This window comes from Blautia hansenii (assembly GCF_013304445.1).
In the GTDB taxonomy this organism is placed as follows: Bacteria; Bacillota; Clostridia; order Lachnospirales; family Lachnospiraceae; genus Blautia.
This window is the reverse complement of sequence record NZ_JAAITA010000006.1, coordinates 103,362-121,694: the sequence shown is the minus strand read 5'-3', so window position 1 is coordinate 121,694 and position 18,333 is coordinate 103,362. Positions and strand designations below refer to the sequence as shown.

Below are 18,333 nucleotides of genomic sequence, written 5' to 3'. Positions count from 1 at the left end.
ACAAATAAAGTTGTCAATTATTTTTTTCGCAAAAAAAGAGAATGCTGTTTGCAACAACATCCTCTTTCATCTTCGATTGATTCCCGATACAAAACCGATATCAGCCTTTGATACCTCCGGTAACACCGCCAATAATCTTCTCTGACAGGAAAATATAGAGAATAAAGGTTGGCAGGAATACAATGACAACGGCTGCAAACATACCGGCCCAGTTTCCTGTATATTGCATAGACTGCAGCATGCCATAAAGACCTACCGCTACCGGACGGAGTTCATCACTGTTTGCAAAAATCAGAGACAGGAAGTACTCGTTCCAGATATTGATAAAGTTAAAAATCGTAACTGTAACAATTCCAGACTGAGCCATCAGGAACATAATTTTCCAGAAAGTCTTCACCGGAGGACAGCCGTCAATGGCTGCAGCCTCTTCGTAAGTTCTGGATAAGTTGGCAAAAAAGGTAAGCAGGAAAATGGTTGTATAGGGAATGTTAATTCCGATATACAGGAAAATCAGCGTTGCCTTACTTGCCACTACGTTGTTTAAAATTCCCATATTTGCTACCAGACAGAAAAGCGGCAGCACAATCATGGTAATGGGAACACCCATAGCAGACACGAAACCGGTCTGAATAATCTTATTCCCTATAAAGGTAAATCTTGCCAGCACATAAGCAGCCGGTGCGCAGATAAGAATCAGCAATGTACAGGATATTACCGAATACAGCAGGGAGTTCATAAAGAAGGTGGCTACGCCGCCGGAGCCCCATGCCTTTGCATAATTTTCAAAATGCAGCCCCGTAGGGAACTTCAGTGCTTTTCCCGCAAAAATATCCATTGTGGTGGACAAACTTGCAGCCAGAATCCAGCCCAGAAGCATGAGCGTAAACGCTACCCACAAAAGAATAATAATATATCCGGGAGCAAGTTTCAGTTCTTTTTTCCAGTTAATTTTATCTTTGACTATTTTCTTTTCTTTCGCCATGAACCTGTCCTCCCTTCTAAAATTCCAAATCATCATCTTTTACCAGTGCGTTGCAGATGGTAAAGATTAAAACAACACAGATACAAAGAATAATACCAATGGCCGCACCATATCCTGCATTACGCTCTGTCACCGCATTTCCGGCGCCAAAAATCTGAGAATACATATACTGTACTGGAACAATGGTGGCTTTATTGGCTGTAACAGAAGAGAACAGCTGTGACCATACAAAGAAACCTGCTGTGCTTACAGACCACATAGTAATATTTGTCTTAAAGACACCTTTTAACAATGGCAGTGTCATATAACGAAACTGATTGATTTTGTTTGCTCCGTCCAAAGTTGCCGCTTCATAAAAGTCCGGGCTGATTCGCTCAATACCGCTCATCCAGATAAGCATGTGATAACCAATCATACCAAAGCAGTAAGCAAACAGCAGAGCCCAGAATACATGGTCCGGAGCCGTCCACTGGGTTTTTGCCAGTTCGTGAAGTCCCAGTTTATCCAGAACGTTCTTAAGAAGACCAAACTTAGGGCTATATACATACTGCAGCCACATGGTAGCCAGAGCCACAGCACTTACAATATTGGGCAGATAAATAATGGCGCGGAAAATTTTCTTTCCCCGGATTCCGCTGGTTAAAATAACGGCAAACAGCAGGGAAACTGTCATAACAATGATACCGCCTAAAAGCCATATTTTTCCAATATTCATCATGGAGGTTCTGAAAATATCAGTTGCAAATAATTTCTGGTAGTTTTCTATTCCCACGAATTTCCACAAATCCACACTGTCTGTCACAGAAGAAATCTTAAAAAAACTCATAATAACGGTTCTGACAATGGGATATAAGAATACAGCCAGGAAAATCAGAACTGCCGGGGCAAGAAAACCGATAATCATTCCTTTATTTTTTTTCATGCGGGTATCTCCTTAATATTCAAAAAGAAATATGGTGGCAGCGCGCTGTACGCTCATGCCACCATATCTTTTATACTTCTTATTCTCCTGCTGCTGATTTACAGGATTTTACAAATTCATCAGCAGACATGTCGCCAGCCATAAGTTTTACTGTGTTTTCGTTTAATACAGGTGTCAGGTCGCCATTGTTTTCAGCGCCAACAGCCCAGTCATAGTATGTAGCTGTTGCTTCAAACCCAGGTTTTACCGCCTCAAGTTCTGTTGGCCATGCATCAGAGTTTGCTTTGTCAGCCGGAATGGAAAGAGACTGCTCTGTCATCTTCTTATCAAATTCCCCGGTTGTGATATAAGTAATCAGCTCCATAGCCTCTTCTGCCATCTTGGATTCTTTGTTAATGGCAAATACCTGATTGGCAATGTTGTTTGCCGTATTGTCATCTGTTCCGTCTTTTACAGATGGGTAGTTGAAGTATCCCCATGTCAAATCTTCTGCTACAGACGCTTTGATTTCGTTTGGCAGCCAGGATCCGCAGATAATAATTGCTGCTTCTCCAGGGGCAAATTCCTGATTCTGTCCTGCCGGATATACGTTAGACGCAATATTTTCGGAGAAGTACCCTTTCTTAGCAAAGTCTTCAATGTCTTTTGCTGCCTGAGCAACTCTTGGGTCATCCCAGTTTACATCTTCCACTTCGCCTGCGTCAATTTTTTCCTGAATAGCCGGGTCATTCACTAAGGCTTTTACGCCATCCTGTCCCAGATAACGTCCCAGATGATATCCCATAAAGGAAGTCATATAAGTGGTATCACCTGTGATTGGTGTAATTCCCGCTTCTTTTAATTTCGCACAGGCTGCATCAAATTCTTCCCATGTAGTCGGCGCTGCTGCAATGCCTGCTTTATCAAATAAAGTCTGGTTATAGAAGAAACCGAAAATAGAGGGCTGATACGGAATGGATTTTAATGTTCCGCCTGCTGCATTACGGGCAATAGCAAACAGTGTTTCATTTCCATGCTCTGCCTCATAATCTTTTGCCAGCTCTTCCAAATCCATCAGATAGCTTCCCCAGGAACCGTTTACACGGTTTACATCCTCGTCAAACAAGTCGATGGTCTGCTTAGCATCCAATGCAGGCTGTAAACCTTCACGCTGTCCGTTACGTCCTTTAAACTGTACGTCTACCTTAACTCCTGTGTCTTCTGTGTACTTGTCCACAGCTTCCTGAATCACTTTTGCCTGCGGCTCCTCTTCACTCCACATGGACCAGTAAACCAGTTCTTTTCCCCCGTCCTTGCCGCTGTCGGCGCCGCCGGATGTTTCTTTATCTCCGCCGCCTCCGCAGGCTGCCAGAGAAGCTACCATCATTGCACAAATAACTTTGTATTATCCTGCGCTATTTTTGTATTATCAACATTATTTTTGCCACTTTCCCAACTCCAGTTTTTATTTTTACGTCATACTCTATATTTTTCATTTGTTTTCTCCATTTTTTTATCTATTATGACAAATACCAAGAGAACTCCGAAACTGATTCCCAGCAAAAGAAAGATTCCAGGTACGCTGATGTCTCCCAGAAATAAACCGGAAGCATTGACTGCAAAATGACACCATATGGCTGCACTGAGTTTTCCGTATCTTTTCACAACAGTTCCCAACAGCAGACCTGCCAGAAAAGCATAAGAGGACTGCACAAGATTCCCATGCATCAGAGCAAAAAGAACGGCCTGCAGCACATTGGCTGCTGCAAAGGGCAGTTCCTCTTGTAAAATCCGCAGGGTTACGCCGCGAAAGACCATTTCCTCTGTCAAAGGAGCAAACACCACCGTATACAGCACAGAAAAGACAGACGGTGCAAACACCCCCAGATTTTCCAGCACCTGCGCATAAGATTCCATTGCTTTTGGAAACACCACTTGCATACCGGCCAGCAGCAGACTGACAATCATCTGAAAAATCACACCCACAGCCAGAAGTTTTACTGCTGCGCCCAGGGAAAACCTTCTCTCCTGCCCGCTGGTTTCTTTCTTCTTTTTCTGCAGCCACAGATATCCCAGGAGAAAAGTAACGCCATTCGCCAGCACGGAAATGACGTAGGGCAGTTCTCCCCCTGTTGCCCATAAAGGCCCTTTTCCAGTCAAAACCCCTGTCAAAAGAAACAGGATGCTGACGACGCTCTGCATTCCCAGCCAGAGAAGCATAGGAAGCAGACTCTTTAAAATGCATATAACCTTTTTCATCTGTTCTTATCCTCTATCCAGTTCCTGAAAGTGAAAGGACTTTCTGCCCTCTGCATAGTCCGCCACAATCTGTCCCTGTCCATACAGCTTGTATTTATAAGTAACCAGGCCTTCCAGCCCCACCGGGCCTCTGGCATGAATTTTTCCGGTACTGATCCCCACCTCTGCTCCAAAGCCATAACGGAAACCGTCGGCAAATCTGGTGGAACAGTTCTGATACACGCCTGCGGAATCCACAAGCTGCATAAACGTTTCTGCGTGCTCCGGATTTTCCGTAAGAATACAGTCTGTGTGATGGGAGCCGTAAGTATTGATATGGCGAACGGCTTCCTCCAGGCTGTCTACCAGTTTTACAGACAGTACCATGTCCAGATATTCCGTGTGAAATTCTGCTTCCTCCATGATTTCGCAGTCTATATACTGACTTGCTTCCAAAGTTCCCCGCAGGCTCACTCCCGCCGCTCTTAAAGCCGCTTCTGCTTTGGGAAGAAATTCTTCTGCAATCCTCCGGTGTACCAGCAGGGTTTCCGTAGCATTGCAGGCCGCTGTGTACTGGGTCTTGGCGTCTACGAGAACCGGCAGCGCTTTTTCCATATCATAGTCCTCATCTACATAAGTATGACACACGCCGTCTGCATGTCCCATAACGGGAATCTTGGTGTGGTTCATAATATACTGTACAAACTGGTTGGAACCTCTGGGAATCAGCAAATCCACACAGTCATGGCAGGAAAGCAGTTCATCAATTTCATTGTGCTGCTCTGCCTGCAAAAGGCAGCCAGATGGCAGGCCGCAGTCTGTAACTGTCTGATAAATGATTCCAAAAAGAACTTTATTGGTGGCTGCGGTCTCACGACCTCCTTTTAAAACTGCGCAATTGCCGCTCTTGATACAAAGAGAGGAGATCTGCACCAGAGCATCCGGTCTTGCCTCAAAAATAATGCCAATCACTCCAATGGGGCAGGTCACCCGGTACAAGTTCAGATGGTCGTCTAATTGTCTGGAAAGCTGCACCTGGGATAAAGGATCCGGAAGTTTTACCAGTTCTTTGATTCCGCTGATAACATCAGCCAGTTTATGCGCATCAAATTTCAGCCGTTTCTGTACAGACTGGGGCAGGCCGGACTCTGCTGCCGCTTCCAGGTCTTTCTGATTGGCTTCAAAGATTTTTTCTTTCTGCTGCTGCAGCGCCTCTGCCACTGCCAACAGCGCCTGATTTCTGGTCTCCAAAGAAAGCGCTGCCATCTTTGGGCTGTCCTCTTTCATTTTTTTCACTTCACTTCTGATATCCATGGTTTTACCGCCCTTCTTTACTTTTTCTCTTTAACTTGATAAATAGATGTACTTATTATATATGGAAAGTTTCCATTATGCAATCTACATCTGCTTTCTCACAATTTTATACTCATCGTTCATCTGAAAATAGGGACAGTGGTAGAAACTGTCGGAAAGGAAACGGCTCATTTCGTCTTCATCCAGATTTACATCACAGATATAATAGCCAAATTCCTCATCATATATGTAATTGCTGCAGTATTCACAGCTGGTTGTCCCCTGTTTTTTCTTACTCATATTCATCCCGTCCTTTTCCTTCATTCTGTATGTTTTAGATATACCAAAATCTCTTCTTCTTGTCAATTTTTAATGAAAAGAATGAAAAACAGATTCTTTCATTGCAAATAAAACAGGGAGTGTTATAATTAGCCTTGAACTTTATATAATCTTTATCTTTTTCTTATTATATTTACACATTTTTAATGCTTATGGAGGTTCTTATGAAGATTATAATTGTGGGCTGCGGCAAGATAGGATGTACCCTTGCAGCACAGCTCAGTTACGAACAACACGACCTGGTCGTGGTTGACACAAATCCGCTGAAAATCCAGCAGCTTTCCGAAACCATTGACGTCATGGGACTGGCTGGAAACGGCTCCAGTGTCAACGTTTTGTCAGAAGCCGGCATTGAGGAGGCGGACATGCTGATTGCCGTTACCGGCTCGGATGAATTAAACCTGTTGTGCTGTGTCATTGCCAAAAAGGTGAGCAAATGCCACACCATTGCCCGTGTGCGTAATCCGATTTACAATAAAGAAAGGAACTTTATCAGAAAAAGCCTTGGAATTTCCATGATTATCAATCCGGAATATTCCGCAGCCATGGAAATGTTCCGTCTTCTGCGCTTTCCTTCTGCTATTAAGCTGGACACCTTTGCCAAAGGAAGAGTGGAGCTTTTGAAATTTAAGCTGCTGCCCGAATTTCGTCTGGACGGCTTGTCTATTATGCAAATGGTAGACAAACTCCGGTGCAATATTCTGGTCTGCGGTGTAGAAAGAGGGAATGAAGTGTTTATTCCTTCCGGTAACTTTGTACTGCAAAACGGCGACCGCATTTCTATTGTGGCCTCTGTAAAAAATTCGGCTGCCTTTTTCAAAAAAATCGGCGTGCATACCCAGCAGGTAAAAAACGCTCTGATTGTAGGCGGCGGTACTCTTGGCTATTATCTCGCTACTCTGCTGTCGGAATTAAAAGTCGATGTACGGATTGTAGAATCCAAAATTGCCCGCTGCGAGGAATTAAGCCAGCTTCTGCCGGAAACTACCATCATCTGCGGTGACGGTACAGATAAAAAGCTGCTGCTTGAGGAGGGATTGGCCCAGACAGAGGCCTTTGTGACCCTTACCAATATGGATGAGGAAAACATTCTGCTGTCTCTGTTTGCCAAGAAAAACTCCAATGCCAAGCTGATTACCAAGGTCACCCGCATTGCCTTTGACGATATTGTGGAGGAACTGGATCTGGGAAGTGTGATTTATCCCAAAAATATTACAGCAGACTATATTCTGCGCTATGTCCGGGCTATGGAAAATTCCATCAGCAGCAACAACGTAGAAACGCTGTACCACATTCTGGACGGACATGCGGAAGCTCTGGAGTTTGCAGTAAAAGAGTCCTCCAGTATTACGGATGTCCCCTTAAGCCAGCTGAACCTCAAAGACAACCTTCTCATTGCCTGTATCAACCACAACGGCAACATCCTGATTCCCAAAGGACAGGATAAAATCCAGGTGGGCGATACCGTCATTGTGGTAACCACGATAGAAGGCTTAAACGATTTGAAAGATATTTTGAAAAAGTAGAGGGCAGAGGAATGAATTACGCAATTGTTAAATTTATTATTGGCAAAGTCCTGTACTTTGAGGCAGCTTTTATGATGCTGCCCTGTGTCACTGCCATTATTTACCAGGAAGAAAGCGGCTGGGCCTTCTTCTTTACAGCCCTCTTGTGCGTGCTCATTGGCGCTGTGCTTACCAGAAAAAGTCCAAAAAACTCTGTTTTTTATGTAAAAGAGGGATTTGTAACCGTTGCCCTGAGCTGGATTGTCATGAGCCTTATGGGCGGAATTCCTTTTCTCATAGGAGGCGTTATGACAAACCCGGTGGACGCTCTTTTTGAGACAGTATCCGGCTTTACCACCACCGGAGCCAGTATTCTCACAGACGTGGAAATTGTGCCGAAGTGTATGCTGATGTGGAGAAGTTTTACCCACTGGATTGGCGGTATGGGGGTATTGGTGTTCCTGCTTTCTTTCATGCACACCCATGGCAGCGGTTCCCATATGAACCTGATGAAAGCAGAAAGCCCCGGGCCTTCTGTAGGCAAACTCATGCCCACGGTACAGTCCACCGCAAAAGTCCTTTACTTTATTTACATTTTTATGACTATCCTGGAGATTCTTTTTCTGCTTCTGGGCGGCATGCCTTTGTTTGATACGCTGACAATCACCTTTGGCACAGCCGGTACGGGCGGCTTCGGTATTAAAAATGACAGCATTGCCGGCTACTCCCCTTACCTGCAAGTGGTAGTCACAGTTTTCATGATTTTATTTGGAATTAACTTTAACGCCTACTTCCTAATTTTGTGCAGAAAATTCCGTCAGTCCTTTAAGATGGAAGAAGTCCGGTGTTATCTCGGTATTATTCTGGTAACTACAGCCTTTATTACCTTTAATATTCGGAATATCTATGACACCTTCGGAGACGCTCTGCGCCATGCGGCTTTCCAGGTAGGTTCCATTATTACCACCACCGGATATGCCACTACGGACTTTAACAACTGGCCGGAAGCGTCCAGAACCATTCTGGTACTGCTAATGTTTGTAGGCGCCTGTGCGGGAAGCACCGGAGGCGGTATTAAGGTGTCCCGTTTCGTGATTTTGATTAAAACCATCAAAAAGGAACTGCACACCCTGCTTCATCCCCGCAGTGTGCGGAAACTGAAAATGGACGGTCATACCCTGGAACATGAAGTTGTACGTGCTACCAATGTATTCCTCATTGCCTATGTACTGGTATTTTCTTTTTCTGTACTTTTGGTGGGATTCGATAATTTCGATATGATTACCAACTTCACAGCCGTGGCCTCTGCACTGAATAATATCGGCCCCGGACTGGAACTGGTGGGACCGACCCAGAACTTCGGTCTGTTTTCTAACGGCGCCAAGCTGGTGCTGACCTTTGATATGCTTGCGGGACGTCTGGAATTGTTCCCCATGCTTTTGTTATTTGTAAGAGATACCTGGAAACGGTATTAAAATTTTGCAGCAAAAAAGGCTATCGCTTGAAGTGCATGTAAAACGATAGCCTTTTTTGTTTGCTGTTTTTCTGTATTTTCTTAAAACTGTACCTGGATTTTCGTTCCTTTTCCCGGCTCGCTGCTCAGAAGAATTTCCGCGTGATGGAGCATTGCACCGTGCTTTACAATGGCAAGTCCCAGCCCGGTGCCTCCGGTCTGGCGGGAATGGCTTTTATCCACCCTGTAAAACCGTTCAAAAATACGCTCCTGCTCTTCTTTGGCAATTCCGATTCCATTGTCTTCTACCGTGAAAATCACATGTTCCTTCTCTTTTGCCAGAAGAACCTTTACATATCCACCTTCTTTGTTATATTTAATGGCGTTATCCACAAGATTATACAACATCTCGTATAAAATGTGGCGTACTCCATATATCTCTGCACTCTTTCCCTCTGTAAAAATGGTGACCTGTTTCCGCTTAGACGGCAACATGAGGTTCTGACAGATATCCTGCACCACTTCATACAAATCCACGGTTTCAAAGGGCATTTCCCCGCTCTTTTCATCCAGCTTGGAAATCTCAATAATATCCTGTACCAGACTGGTCAGGCGGCTGGCCTCGTCATAAATCCTGCCTGCAAATTCCGGCACATCCTGGGGACGCACCATCTCATTTTTCATCAGTTCCGCATATCCTGAAATGGACATCAGAGGGGTTTTCAGTTCATGGGACACATTTGCAGAAAATTCCCGGCGTACGGTTTCCGCCTGCCGCAGTTCTTCCACCTGCTGGGCAATCTGCCGGTTCTGCTGGTCCACACGGTTTAAAAGAGGACGCAGTTCTTCGTATTCCACATGTTCCAGAGGATGTTCCAAATCCAACTGATTGATAGGCTCTATGAGTTTCTTGGTCTGCCTCTCCATAAGACAGAAGCCAAGCGCCAAAATTGCCAGCAAAAGAATTCCCATCAGGGCAAAGCTGGAAAACATGGTATGAAAAACGCTTTCTGTAGTCTTCGCCACCCCCAGAATATTCCCGCTGTTCAGCTTAACGGCATAGTAGTAGGTCTGCTGGGAAAGGGACTCTGAATAGCGCATGACTTCTCCGGTTCCATCTTCCTGTACCTTTTCAAATCCGGGACTGCCGGTACGATTTTCCTCCTGGTCAGCGTACTGCTCAGAATCATACAGAACGGTTCCGTCCGGCGCCGTGAGGGTAATCCGACTGGTTGTCAGATTTCCGGTCTCTTCCGTGAGATACTCCTCTCCTATCTTCTCTATGGCATATCGGATATACTCTACCTCATTTTTTACATCCTGCCTCATATAACTGTTGTATTTTTCATACATAATAACACTGGCTGCGGTAAAAGTCAGAAGCATGCTCAGAGCCACCAGAAACCCTATATTATTCATGATTCTCTGCTTCATTGCCTGTCTCCTATGCGATACCCCACACCCCGGACAGTTTCTATGAGATAACCGGATTCTCCCAGCTTCTGCCGCAATGTCCGGATATGTACGTCTACGGTTCTGGTTTCACCTGCAAATTCATATCCCCAGATACGCTCCAGAATCTGGTCCCGGCTGACTACCAGCCCCTGGTTCTCCATCAGGTAACGGAGCAGTTCAAATTCCTTTAAAGTCAGTTCCACTGCCCGTTCATTATCAAAAACCTGATGGCGCTCCACATGGACCTTCAACCCCTTAAAACGATATTCCTGTTTCTGAGAATGTTTTTTGGTTCTGCGCAGCACCGCTTTCACCCTTGCAATAAATTCCATCATACCAAAAGGCTTTGTAATATAATCGTCTGCACCGCCGTCCAGTCCACGTACTTTGTCGTATTCCGCTTCTTTTGCCGTTACCATAATAATAGGAATTTCACTGGTCTCCGGGCTCTGCTTCAGCTTCTCCAGAATACGGTAGCCGTCTTCTCCCGGCAGCATAATATCTAACAGAATCAATTCCGGCACTTCCTCTTTCAGCGCTTTCTTCAGTTCTTTTCCATCGCTTAAACCTCTGGCCTCAAATCCTGTGGTTCCAAGAGTGTATACCAGCAGTTCCCTGATATTCCGTTCATCCTCCACACAATAAATCATCTCTGTATCCTACTCCTTCTTGGTATCCCCCGTTTGCATCTCCTTACGGCAGAGAATACTGCTTCCTTGTCTCTTCCATTCTGCGCTGAAAGGCTTCATTTTCTTCTTTTTTCATGGCATTTAAGTAACTGTGGGTATCAAAGCTGTCCTCTGCCACCTGAGAAACGCACACTGCAATGTTGGAGCAATGGTCTGCAATCCGCTCCAGGCTGGTCAGCACATCCGACAGTATAAAACCCTGCTCAATGGTACAAGTACCTTCCCGCAGTCTGCGCACATGGCGGTTTTTCAGTTCCATGTTCAGTTCATCTATGATTTCTTCCAGAGGCTCTACCTGCTTTGCCAGCTCTCTGTCTTTTTCTTCAAAAACCTGGTAGGAAGTATTTACAATATCTGCCACTGCCCTGCTGATAACTTTCAGTTCTTCCAGAGCCTTCTTAGAAAAGTGTATTCCTTTTTCATGGAGTTCTCTGGCGGATTCCATAATATTTACCGCATGGTCAGAAATTCTCTCAAAATCTCCAATGCAGTGCAGAATGATGGATAAATCTCTGCTGTCCTGCTGCGTCAAATCCTTCTGCCCCAGCTTCACCAGATAACTTCCCAGCGCATCCTCATACGCATCCACCCGTTTTTCTTCTTCTGTCACTGCTTTTTCCTGTTCGGGATTGTACTCCCTAAATAGGGAAAAGGCTGTAAAAAGCGCATTCTTAGATGTATCCGCCATACGCTTTGCCACGTTGCGGCTCTGTTCCATGGCAAAAGCTGGCTGCTCCAGAAAACGAATGTCTAAAAGCTGAGCACCATCTGACTGTGCGGTTTCTTCTTTTTCATCGCGGATGGTAAGACAGGCCAGTTTTTCCAGACCTTTGGAAAATGGCAGAAGCACAGCGGTAGCAAAAACATTAAAAGCACTGTGGGCAACGGCAATGCCTGCTGCATTGGCTGCATGGTCCAAAAAGCTGAACTTAAAAACCAGATTCAGACCGTAGAATATCACCAGAAATACCGTTGTGCCAATGATATTGAAATACAGATGTACCATAGCGGCGCGCTTTGCGTTTTTCTTTGCGCCAATGGCAGACAACAAAGCCGTCACACAGGTACCGATGTTCTGTCCCAAAATAATGGGAATGGCTGCTCCGTAGCTGACAGCCCCTGTGACACAGAGGGCCTGCAGAATCCCCACGGACGCAGAAGAACTTTGAATCACAGCCGTCAAAAGGGCGCCGGCCAGCATACCCAGCAGAGGATTGCTGAATGCGGTCAGAATTCCCGTGAATTCTGGTACGTCTGCCAGAGGTTTCACTGCTGCGCTCATGCTGTCCATACCGTACATCAGCACGGCAAATCCCAGAAAAATGGTTCCCAAATCTTTCTTCCGCTCACTTTTGGCAAACAATAAGAAAGCTACACCTATCATGGCCAGAACCGGCGAAAAAGATGCAGGCTTAAACAACTGAACAAAAAAATTATCACTCTCAATACCGGAAAGGCTGAGAATCCAGGAAGTCACCGTGGTTCCGATATTGGCTCCCATAATGACGCCTACTGCCTGGGAAAGTTTCATAATGCCGGAGTTTACAAACCCCACTACCATAACTGTGGTGGCAGAGGAAGACTGTATCACTGCCGTTACCAGGGCACCCAGCCCTACTGCTTTTAAAGGATTGGAGGTAAGGCTTTCCAGAATCTTCTCCATCTTTCCACCGGAAACCTTTGCCAGACCATCTCCCATAACATGCATCCCATATAAGAAAAGGGCAAGACCTCCTATCATACTTAAAATGCTAAAAAAATCCATAATTTTCTCCTTCTGTACGGTATATTTCTTTAGTTTTTCTCATTATAAGCAGCCTATGTAAAATCTTTTAAGGATTTATGTTAAATCTATGTAAAATATCAGAAACTTTTAATGGCGTCTTCTGCGTCATCTGTATTTTTTCGGATATGACGAATGACAATGTAATAGCCTGCGGAGTCGCTGATTTTTACCCAGATTCTATCGCCTTCTTTATGTCCCAGAATAGCCTTTCCCAGCGGAGACTCTATGCTGATTTTATTCTCCAGAGAATTTCCCCGGATAGAGGTCACCAGCTTGTAGGTCTCTGTCTCGTCCTCTTCTTCAAAATATACCTCGACTACGTTATTCATACCGGCTTCATCTGCTTTGGAGTCTTCTGACACAATGACAGCCTGTCTTAACATGCGTTCCAGATAGCGGATTCTGCTCTCATTTTTATTTTTGTCCTTCTTTGCCGCATAATATTCAAAATTTTCGCTCAAATCCCCCTGGGCTCTTGCCTCTTTCACAGCCTCAATGGCTTCCTTGCGTACAATCAGCTTTCTGTATTCGATTTCTTTTTGAATTTTTTCCACATCGCTTTTGGTAAGACGTTCTCCCATGTCTGTAACCTCACTTTTCACTGGTTTTATTTTTATTGCTTTTAAATAGTATATCCTTCCCCTCTGTGTTTGTCTACCCGACAAAAGTCAAAGCGGAAACCTTTATACACCATTCTCTCATGTATAAAGATTCCCGCTGTTGTTTCACAAATCATCTCTGCCCGTTTTATTTCACAATTTCCTGATACAGCGCATGATTTTCCAGCGCCTGGGTCATCTCTGCCATACGGCTAACATCCCCTATAAGAATGACGCCGCAGAGGCGGTTGTTCAGGAAGTAATACTTCTGATAATGTTTTCTTCCCAAATCCTTAAACTCTGCTGTCCTGTAAATCAGGTTCGGATTTTTGCCATTGTCTCCTGCTGCAAAAAGTGCGGTCTTCATGCCGTGGAAGCTAAGCGCCGCCGGAACGGTCTCGTATACGGCTTCATCGCCGCAGGCCGCTGCGCCGGCTACCTTGCCCTGTTCTACCGCCTGAGGCCAGATTGCGTAATTGACGCCTTTAAACTGGGCACAGTCTCCGCAGGCATAAATATCCGGCACACTGGTTTCCATCTTCTCATTCACCACAACAGCCCGGTCAATTTCCAGGCCCGCTGCCTGTGCCAGCTGTGTGTTGGCTCTCACACCGCAGGATACAAGAACCAGTTCTGCCGGAAGGCTTGTACCGTCTCCCAGCTTCACACCTGTTACGTTTCCGTTTCCTTCCAGTTCTGCAATCTGAACGCCTGTGTGTATGGAAATGCCCCTGCTCTCACTGATAAGCTTCAGCATTTCTCCTGCTGCTTCGTCCAACTGACGTCCCATAAGCTGGGGAGCCAATTCCAGTACCGTTACGCTGCAGCCTGCTTTTTTCATTTCCCATGCTGCTTCCAGTCCCAGCACACCGCCGCCGATAACTACAACATGTTTCACTTTTGGAAGCATATTTTCAATTTTTCTGGTATCTGCCAGACGGCGTACAGCCACAACGCCTTCCTGCTCATGGCCGGGAATCGGCGGTATAAAGCACTCGGAACCAAGGGCGTAAATCAGTTTTGTATAAGCCAGCTTCGTACCGTCCTCCAGCAGGACCTCTTTTTGCTCTGTATCCAGGCCGGTAACTTCTTTTCCCAGTATCAGATGAATGTTCTGCTCTTCATACCATTCTTTGCTCTGCATGGCAATCTGCTCTTCTGTCAAATCTGCCATAAGGGATTTTGTCAGCATTGGACGGTTGTAAGGAAGATATGGCTCATTGGAAATCATAACCACAGAGCCTGTCTTATCTCTTTCCCGGATGGCCGCTGCTGCGGAGTATCCTGCTGCGCCGCCGCCCAGAATCACATAGAAGTTTCTGGTATCGTTGTGATAATTGTTTTCTTCCACGCCTACAGGCACAAAATTCTCCTTGCCCACACCGCAGACCGGACAGATTTCCAGAGAAGAATCAAAGATTTCTCCGCATACCAGACATTTCACCAGTGTTCTGCTTCCCTTTGCCTGCTTTACATTTTCCTTATTCTGAAGCACACAGCCGAAATTATAGCCGTACTCATAAGCGTCCATGAGATTTTCCTCTCCTGGTTTGAACTTCACCCGGAAGCCCTGGTCTATCACCCTCATGCGAAGCTGTTTCAGTCTTTCAATCAGATGGGGAACCGCCTCGCCGCTCCAGCCATAGCTTCCGAATGCGCCGGCCAGCTTACCGCCGTGAGTGCCTGCGAAAATAGAGGTTGTCAAATCCCAGATAGGCTTTAACGCTTCTCCTACAATGGTGGGCGAACCGAAGAGGATTCCGTCCGCAAAGCCCAGTTCCTCCAAAACCTTGCCCCGGTCTGCTTCTACCATATCATAACAGCGCACATCAATATCTCCGCTTTCTTCAATGCCCCTGGCAATGGTTTCTGCCAGTTGTTTTGTATATCCATAGGCGCTTACATAAGGAATAATTACGGTTTTTCTGGGATTGGGATTCACCACGGTGCACCATTCCTCATAAGTATCCAGCATAAAATCAATGTTGGTATCCAGCACCGGACCGTGTCCTGTGCAAATCATGGAAATATCCAGATTTCTCACTCTGTCCAGCGCCTTTTTCATATAAGGCTTAAAAGGCCCGATAATGTTGTCAAAGTAATACTTGGTTGCCCGCATATAGCCTTCCCGGTCTGTCACCTTGCTCACCAGAATATCATGGAAGCCGTAGTGCGAACCGAAGGAGTCGCAGGTTACCAGAATCTGTTCTTCTTCAATATAAGTATACATGGTATCCGGCCAGTGTAAATTGGGCACTACAAGAAATTTTAGGGTTTTGTCCCCGATTTTCATCTCCTGGTTGTCCTTTACGGGAATGGCCGTAAATTCGCCGTTTACGATTTCCTTCAAAAAGCTGATGGCGCAGCCTGTTGCCACAATTTTCAGCCCCGGATTTAATTCCAGAAGCTTTTCTACGCTTCCGGCATGATCCGGCTCTGTGTGGTTCACCACCAGATAGTCGATGGTGGAAATATCTGTAATCTCTTTCAGTTTTTCCAGATACTCATCAAAAAATTTTGCCTTGGCTGTCTCAAACAGGATGGTCTTATCGCCGGCCTTCATGACATAGGAATTGTAGGTTGTTCCAAACTCTGTATACATAATAATGTCAAATACCCTCAGCTGGTCATCTACAATGCCGGTCCAGTAAAAATTTTCTCTCAATTTCAAGGATTCCATTCGTAAGTAACCTCCCTTTTGTTTTTCTTTTTATACAATTTCGTGTTACCTACAGTATAATCCAATCTGGATAAAATTACTACTGTTTTCTGTGGTTATTTTCTGTTTTTTCCTGTCACACCTTCAGCATCCGATACCCAACGCCGATATGCGTCTGTATATACATAGGCTCTGATGGGTTTGGCTCAATTTTTTTTCTCAAAGTTGCCATAAATACCCGCAGGGACGCCACATCATTGTCCCATGCGCTTCCCCAGATGGCTTTTGTGATATAGGTATGCGTCAGCACCTTTCCCACATTTTTGGAAAGAAGGCACAGCAGTTTATATTCAATAGGAGTCAAATGCAGTTCCTTATCTTTCATAAAGGCGCAGCCCCCGGCATAATCAATCTTCAAGTCTCCATCCTGAAATACGGAATTCTGCACCTGCTCTTCGCGGCTGTCGTTCAAACGGCGGAAAGTCACTCTGAGACGGGCCAGAAGTTCTTCTACGGAAAAAGGCTTCGTGAGATAATCGTCTGCCCCTGCATCCAGCGCCTCGATTTTGTCCGTGTCCTCGCTTCTTGCACTGATCACAATAATCGGTTTCTTAGACCAGGTACGGATTTTTTTGATAATGTCAATGCCGTCCATGTCCGGCAGTCCCAAGTCCAGAAGAATCACGTCCGGATTGTGAGAAGCCGCCTCCATAATGGCAGTTTCCCCTGTGGGCGCTGCCTGGAAACGATAATCATGGGTTTCCAAAGTGGTTACAATCAGGTTTCTGACTGCTGTGTCGTCTTCAACAACTAAAATTAATGGTTTATTCATGTAATTTAACCTCCTTCGCAGGCAATGTGAATACAAAGCGGGCGCCATGAGGCTGATTGTCCTCGACTTTTATTGTTCCTCCATGAGCCGTAATAATAGATTTGCACAAAGCAAGTCCCAGACCGAGACTTCTGCGGCTGTCCGCCGCTTTTGTGGCATCTGTATAAAACATTTCAAAAATATGCGCCTTGGCATTTTCTGAAACACCGCTTCCGTTATCCGATACGCTGACCTCTGCCAGGCCATCCTTCTGCCTTGTCTCTACTTCTATCGTCGACCCGGCAGGGGTATATTTAATAGCATTATCCATAAGATTTATCAATACCTGAACAATCAGTCTGGCATCTGCCTTCACCAAAAGCAGGCTGTCTGAAAAGTGAACCGTAATGCTGTGTTCCTTGCTTCTCTTTTCCACATGCTTCACTGCCTCATGAACAATTTCTTCCAGAAGTTCTGTATTCAGCCGAAGCTTCATAGTACCATCTTCAATCCGGGTAACAGAAAGCAGGTTTTCCACCAGATTAATCAGCCACAGGGAATCATCGTAAATATCTTCATACAACTGTCTGCGCTTTTCCCGGTCCATACTTTCTTCACTGGACAGCAAAATCCCTGCATTTCCCGAAATAGATGTCAGAGGCGTCCTCAAATCATGAGAAATGGAGCGCAGCAGATTGGCACGAAGCTGTTCATTCTTTGCCAAAAGCGCAGCGGCGGCTCTTTCTTTGGAAACTTTGTCATTTTTCATAGCCAGGGCACATTCGCCCAGAATAGACAGCATAACACTTTTTTCAAAGGAATCCGGTCTGCTTTTTCCAATAGCAATTCCCACTACGCCAAACACATCACTGCCCACTCTTACGGACAGATACAGGAATTCTGCTTCCGGAAAAGTTTTCGTAGCCGCACCTGCATGAATATTGTGTTCCAGCACCCATCGGGCAACCTTCGTTTCCTCCGGTGACAGGTAATTGGGTAAGTCCTCCTCCTGATAAGGAAATACTGCAGGCTTTCCCAGTTTGTTATTCTGCACTTCATAGAAAATAATGTCTCTCTTTAAAAGTTTTCTGAGCTGCCCACAGGTAACAGAAATAATCCCCTGAATATCCTGCTCCATGCCCAGCTGCTGATTTGTTTCAAAAAGAATCTTTGTCCTGTATGCTGTTTCCGCAGACTGCATGGCCTGCTGCTTTATTCTCACCGCCAGGGAACTGGTGATAAAAGCAGCGATAAACATCACCAGAAAGGTCGCCAGATGCCCAGCGTCATAGGCATTGAAAGTATAGCGCGGCTCTGTGAACAGAAAATTAAAGAGCAGGACGCTGATAACGGAACTGACAAGACTGTATGCTCTCTTTGAAGTCCATATAGCCGTTATCAGAACCCCCAGAATATATACGGTAATAATATTTGCTTCCCGAAATCCCCGCCGGGAAAAAAAGTAACTGATAAATGTAGAGATTGCCAGCACAAATATACTTTTTAAAACATCTCCTGCCAGATTTTCTATTTTCCCTTTTTCCCGGCTTAACAAGTCCCTGAACGTACTTTTCATCTTTTTGCATCCTTTCCTCTTTTTCTGTTTTCCATATTAGCACACTT

General features: G+C 45.3%; 15 protein-coding genes. 2 read left to right on the top strand and 13 right to left on the bottom strand.

Features of this window, described 5'->3' with window-relative positions:
* Positions 1–100 precede the first annotated feature (100 nt).
* From G5A70_RS06980 to G5A70_RS06955, 6 genes are all read right to left on the bottom strand, one after another.
* The gene (locus G5A70_RS06980; RefSeq protein WP_173748945.1) at positions 101–982 is read right to left on the bottom strand and encodes a carbohydrate ABC transporter permease; all 882 of its coding nucleotides are present in this window, start codon (positions 980–982) and stop codon (positions 101–103) included.
* Positions 983–998: 16 nt separating this feature from the next.
* Positions 999–1,904 (bottom strand): carbohydrate ABC transporter permease, encoded by a 906-nt coding sequence (locus tag G5A70_RS06975; protein WP_173748944.1) that lies wholly within the window; start codon positions 1,902–1,904, stop codon positions 999–1,001.
* Positions 1,905–1,983: 79 nt separating this feature from the next.
* Positions 1,984–3,270, bottom strand: a complete 1,287-nt coding sequence (locus G5A70_RS06970; RefSeq protein WP_173748943.1) for an ABC transporter substrate-binding protein — start codon at positions 3,268–3,270, stop codon at positions 1,984–1,986.
* An 89-nt stretch (positions 3,271–3,359) separates the two neighbouring features.
* Positions 3,360–4,142: a CPBP family intramembrane glutamic endopeptidase gene (locus G5A70_RS06965; protein ID WP_173748942.1), complete on the bottom strand. Its 783-nt coding sequence runs from the start codon at positions 4,140–4,142 to the stop codon at positions 3,360–3,362.
* A gap of 6 nt (positions 4,143–4,148) precedes the next feature.
* A complete protein-coding gene (locus G5A70_RS06960) occupies positions 4,149–5,435 on the bottom strand; it encodes a glutamate-5-semialdehyde dehydrogenase (RefSeq protein ID WP_173748941.1) in 1,287 nt (428 codons plus the stop codon).
* 84 nt (positions 5,436–5,519) lie between these two features.
* A complete protein-coding gene (locus G5A70_RS06955) occupies positions 5,520–5,714 on the bottom strand; it encodes a DUF6472 family protein (protein WP_173748940.1) in 195 nt (64 codons plus the stop codon).
* Positions 5,715–5,917: 203 nt separating this feature from the next.
* Here G5A70_RS06955 and trkA point away from each other — a divergent pair, with 203 nt between their 5' ends.
* Together trkA and G5A70_RS06945 are read left to right on the top strand one after the other, a co-directional pair.
* A complete protein-coding gene (trkA, locus tag G5A70_RS06950; protein WP_173748939.1) occupies positions 5,918–7,279 on the top strand; it encodes a Trk system potassium transporter TrkA in 1,362 nt (453 codons plus the stop codon).
* Positions 7,280–7,290: 11 nt separating this feature from the next.
* Positions 7,291–8,733 (top strand): TrkH family potassium uptake protein, encoded by a 1,443-nt coding sequence (locus G5A70_RS06945; RefSeq protein WP_173748938.1) that lies wholly within the window; start codon positions 7,291–7,293, stop codon positions 8,731–8,733.
* An 80-nt stretch (positions 8,734–8,813) separates the two neighbouring features.
* On the opposite strand, the gene G5A70_RS06940 is transcribed toward G5A70_RS06945, so the two are convergent.
* From G5A70_RS06940 to G5A70_RS06910, 7 genes are all read right to left on the bottom strand, one after another.
* Positions 8,814–10,145, bottom strand: coding sequence for a sensor histidine kinase (locus G5A70_RS06940; protein WP_173748937.1), 1,332 nt, complete (start codon positions 10,143–10,145; stop codon positions 8,814–8,816).
* Positions 10,142–10,816, bottom strand: coding sequence for a winged helix-turn-helix domain-containing protein (locus G5A70_RS06935; RefSeq protein ID WP_173748936.1), 675 nt, complete (start codon positions 10,814–10,816; stop codon positions 10,142–10,144). Before G5A70_RS06935 ends, G5A70_RS06940 begins: the two co-directional genes overlap by 4 nt.
* 43 nt (positions 10,817–10,859) lie before the next feature.
* Positions 10,860–12,620, bottom strand: a complete 1,761-nt coding sequence (locus G5A70_RS06930) for a Na/Pi cotransporter family protein (protein ID WP_173748935.1) — start codon at positions 12,618–12,620, stop codon at positions 10,860–10,862.
* Positions 12,621–12,718: 98 nt separating this feature from the next.
* Positions 12,719–13,222, bottom strand: a complete 504-nt coding sequence (locus G5A70_RS06925) for a GreA/GreB family elongation factor (RefSeq protein WP_173748934.1) — start codon at positions 13,220–13,222, stop codon at positions 12,719–12,721.
* A gap of 166 nt (positions 13,223–13,388) precedes the next feature.
* On the bottom strand, positions 13,389–15,920 hold the full coding sequence (locus tag G5A70_RS06920) for an FAD-dependent oxidoreductase (protein ID WP_173748933.1): 2,532 nt from the start codon (positions 15,918–15,920) through the stop codon (positions 13,389–13,391).
* A gap of 115 nt (positions 15,921–16,035) precedes the next feature.
* A complete protein-coding gene (locus G5A70_RS06915; protein WP_173748932.1) occupies positions 16,036–16,731 on the bottom strand; it encodes a response regulator in 696 nt (231 codons plus the stop codon).
* Entirely contained in the window at positions 16,724–18,286 is a 1,563-nt protein-coding gene (locus G5A70_RS06910) for a DUF4118 domain-containing protein (protein WP_173748931.1), read from the bottom strand. Before G5A70_RS06910 ends, G5A70_RS06915 begins: the two co-directional genes overlap by 8 nt.
* Positions 18,287–18,333: the final 47 nt, after the last annotated feature.

Bases quoted from the DNA above. Each gene is read 5' to 3' on its own strand.
- trkA (WP_173748939.1), top strand. From the start codon at position 5,918: ATGAAGATTATAATTGTGGGCTGCGGCAAGATAGGATGTACCCTTGCA.
- G5A70_RS06935 (WP_173748936.1), bottom strand. From the start codon at position 10,816: ATGATTTATTGTGTGGAGGATGAACGGAATATCAGGGAACTGCTGGTA.
- G5A70_RS06920 (WP_173748933.1), bottom strand. From the start codon at position 15,920: ATGGAATCCTTGAAATTGAGAGAAAATTTTTACTGGACCGGCATTGTA.
- G5A70_RS06930 (WP_173748935.1), bottom strand. From the start codon at position 12,620: ATGGATTTTTTTAGCATTTTAAGTATGATAGGAGGTCTTGCCCTTTTC.
- G5A70_RS06910 (WP_173748931.1), bottom strand. From the start codon at position 18,286: ATGAAAAGTACGTTCAGGGACTTGTTAAGCCGGGAAAAAGGGAAAATA.
- G5A70_RS06915 (WP_173748932.1), bottom strand. From the start codon at position 16,731: ATGAATAAACCATTAATTTTAGTTGTTGAAGACGACACAGCAGTCAGA.
- G5A70_RS06975 (WP_173748944.1), bottom strand. From the start codon at position 1,904: ATGAAAAAAAATAAAGGAATGATTATCGGTTTTCTTGCCCCGGCAGTT.
- G5A70_RS06925 (WP_173748934.1), bottom strand. From the start codon at position 13,222: ATGGGAGAACGTCTTACCAAAAGCGATGTGGAAAAAATTCAAAAAGAA.
- G5A70_RS06955 (WP_173748940.1), bottom strand. From the start codon at position 5,714: ATGAGTAAGAAAAAACAGGGGACAACCAGCTGTGAATACTGCAGCAAT.
- G5A70_RS06945 (WP_173748938.1), top strand. From the start codon at position 7,291: ATGAATTACGCAATTGTTAAATTTATTATTGGCAAAGTCCTGTACTTT.
- G5A70_RS06970 (WP_173748943.1), bottom strand. From the start codon at position 3,270: ATGATGGTAGCTTCTCTGGCAGCCTGCGGAGGCGGCGGAGATAAAGAA.
- G5A70_RS06965 (WP_173748942.1), bottom strand. From the start codon at position 4,142: ATGAAAAAGGTTATATGCATTTTAAAGAGTCTGCTTCCTATGCTTCTC.
- G5A70_RS06940 (WP_173748937.1), bottom strand. From the start codon at position 10,145: ATGAAGCAGAGAATCATGAATAATATAGGGTTTCTGGTGGCTCTGAGC.
- G5A70_RS06980 (WP_173748945.1), bottom strand. From the start codon at position 982: ATGGCGAAAGAAAAGAAAATAGTCAAAGATAAAATTAACTGGAAAAAA.
- G5A70_RS06960 (WP_173748941.1), bottom strand. From the start codon at position 5,435: ATGGATATCAGAAGTGAAGTGAAAAAAATGAAAGAGGACAGCCCAAAG.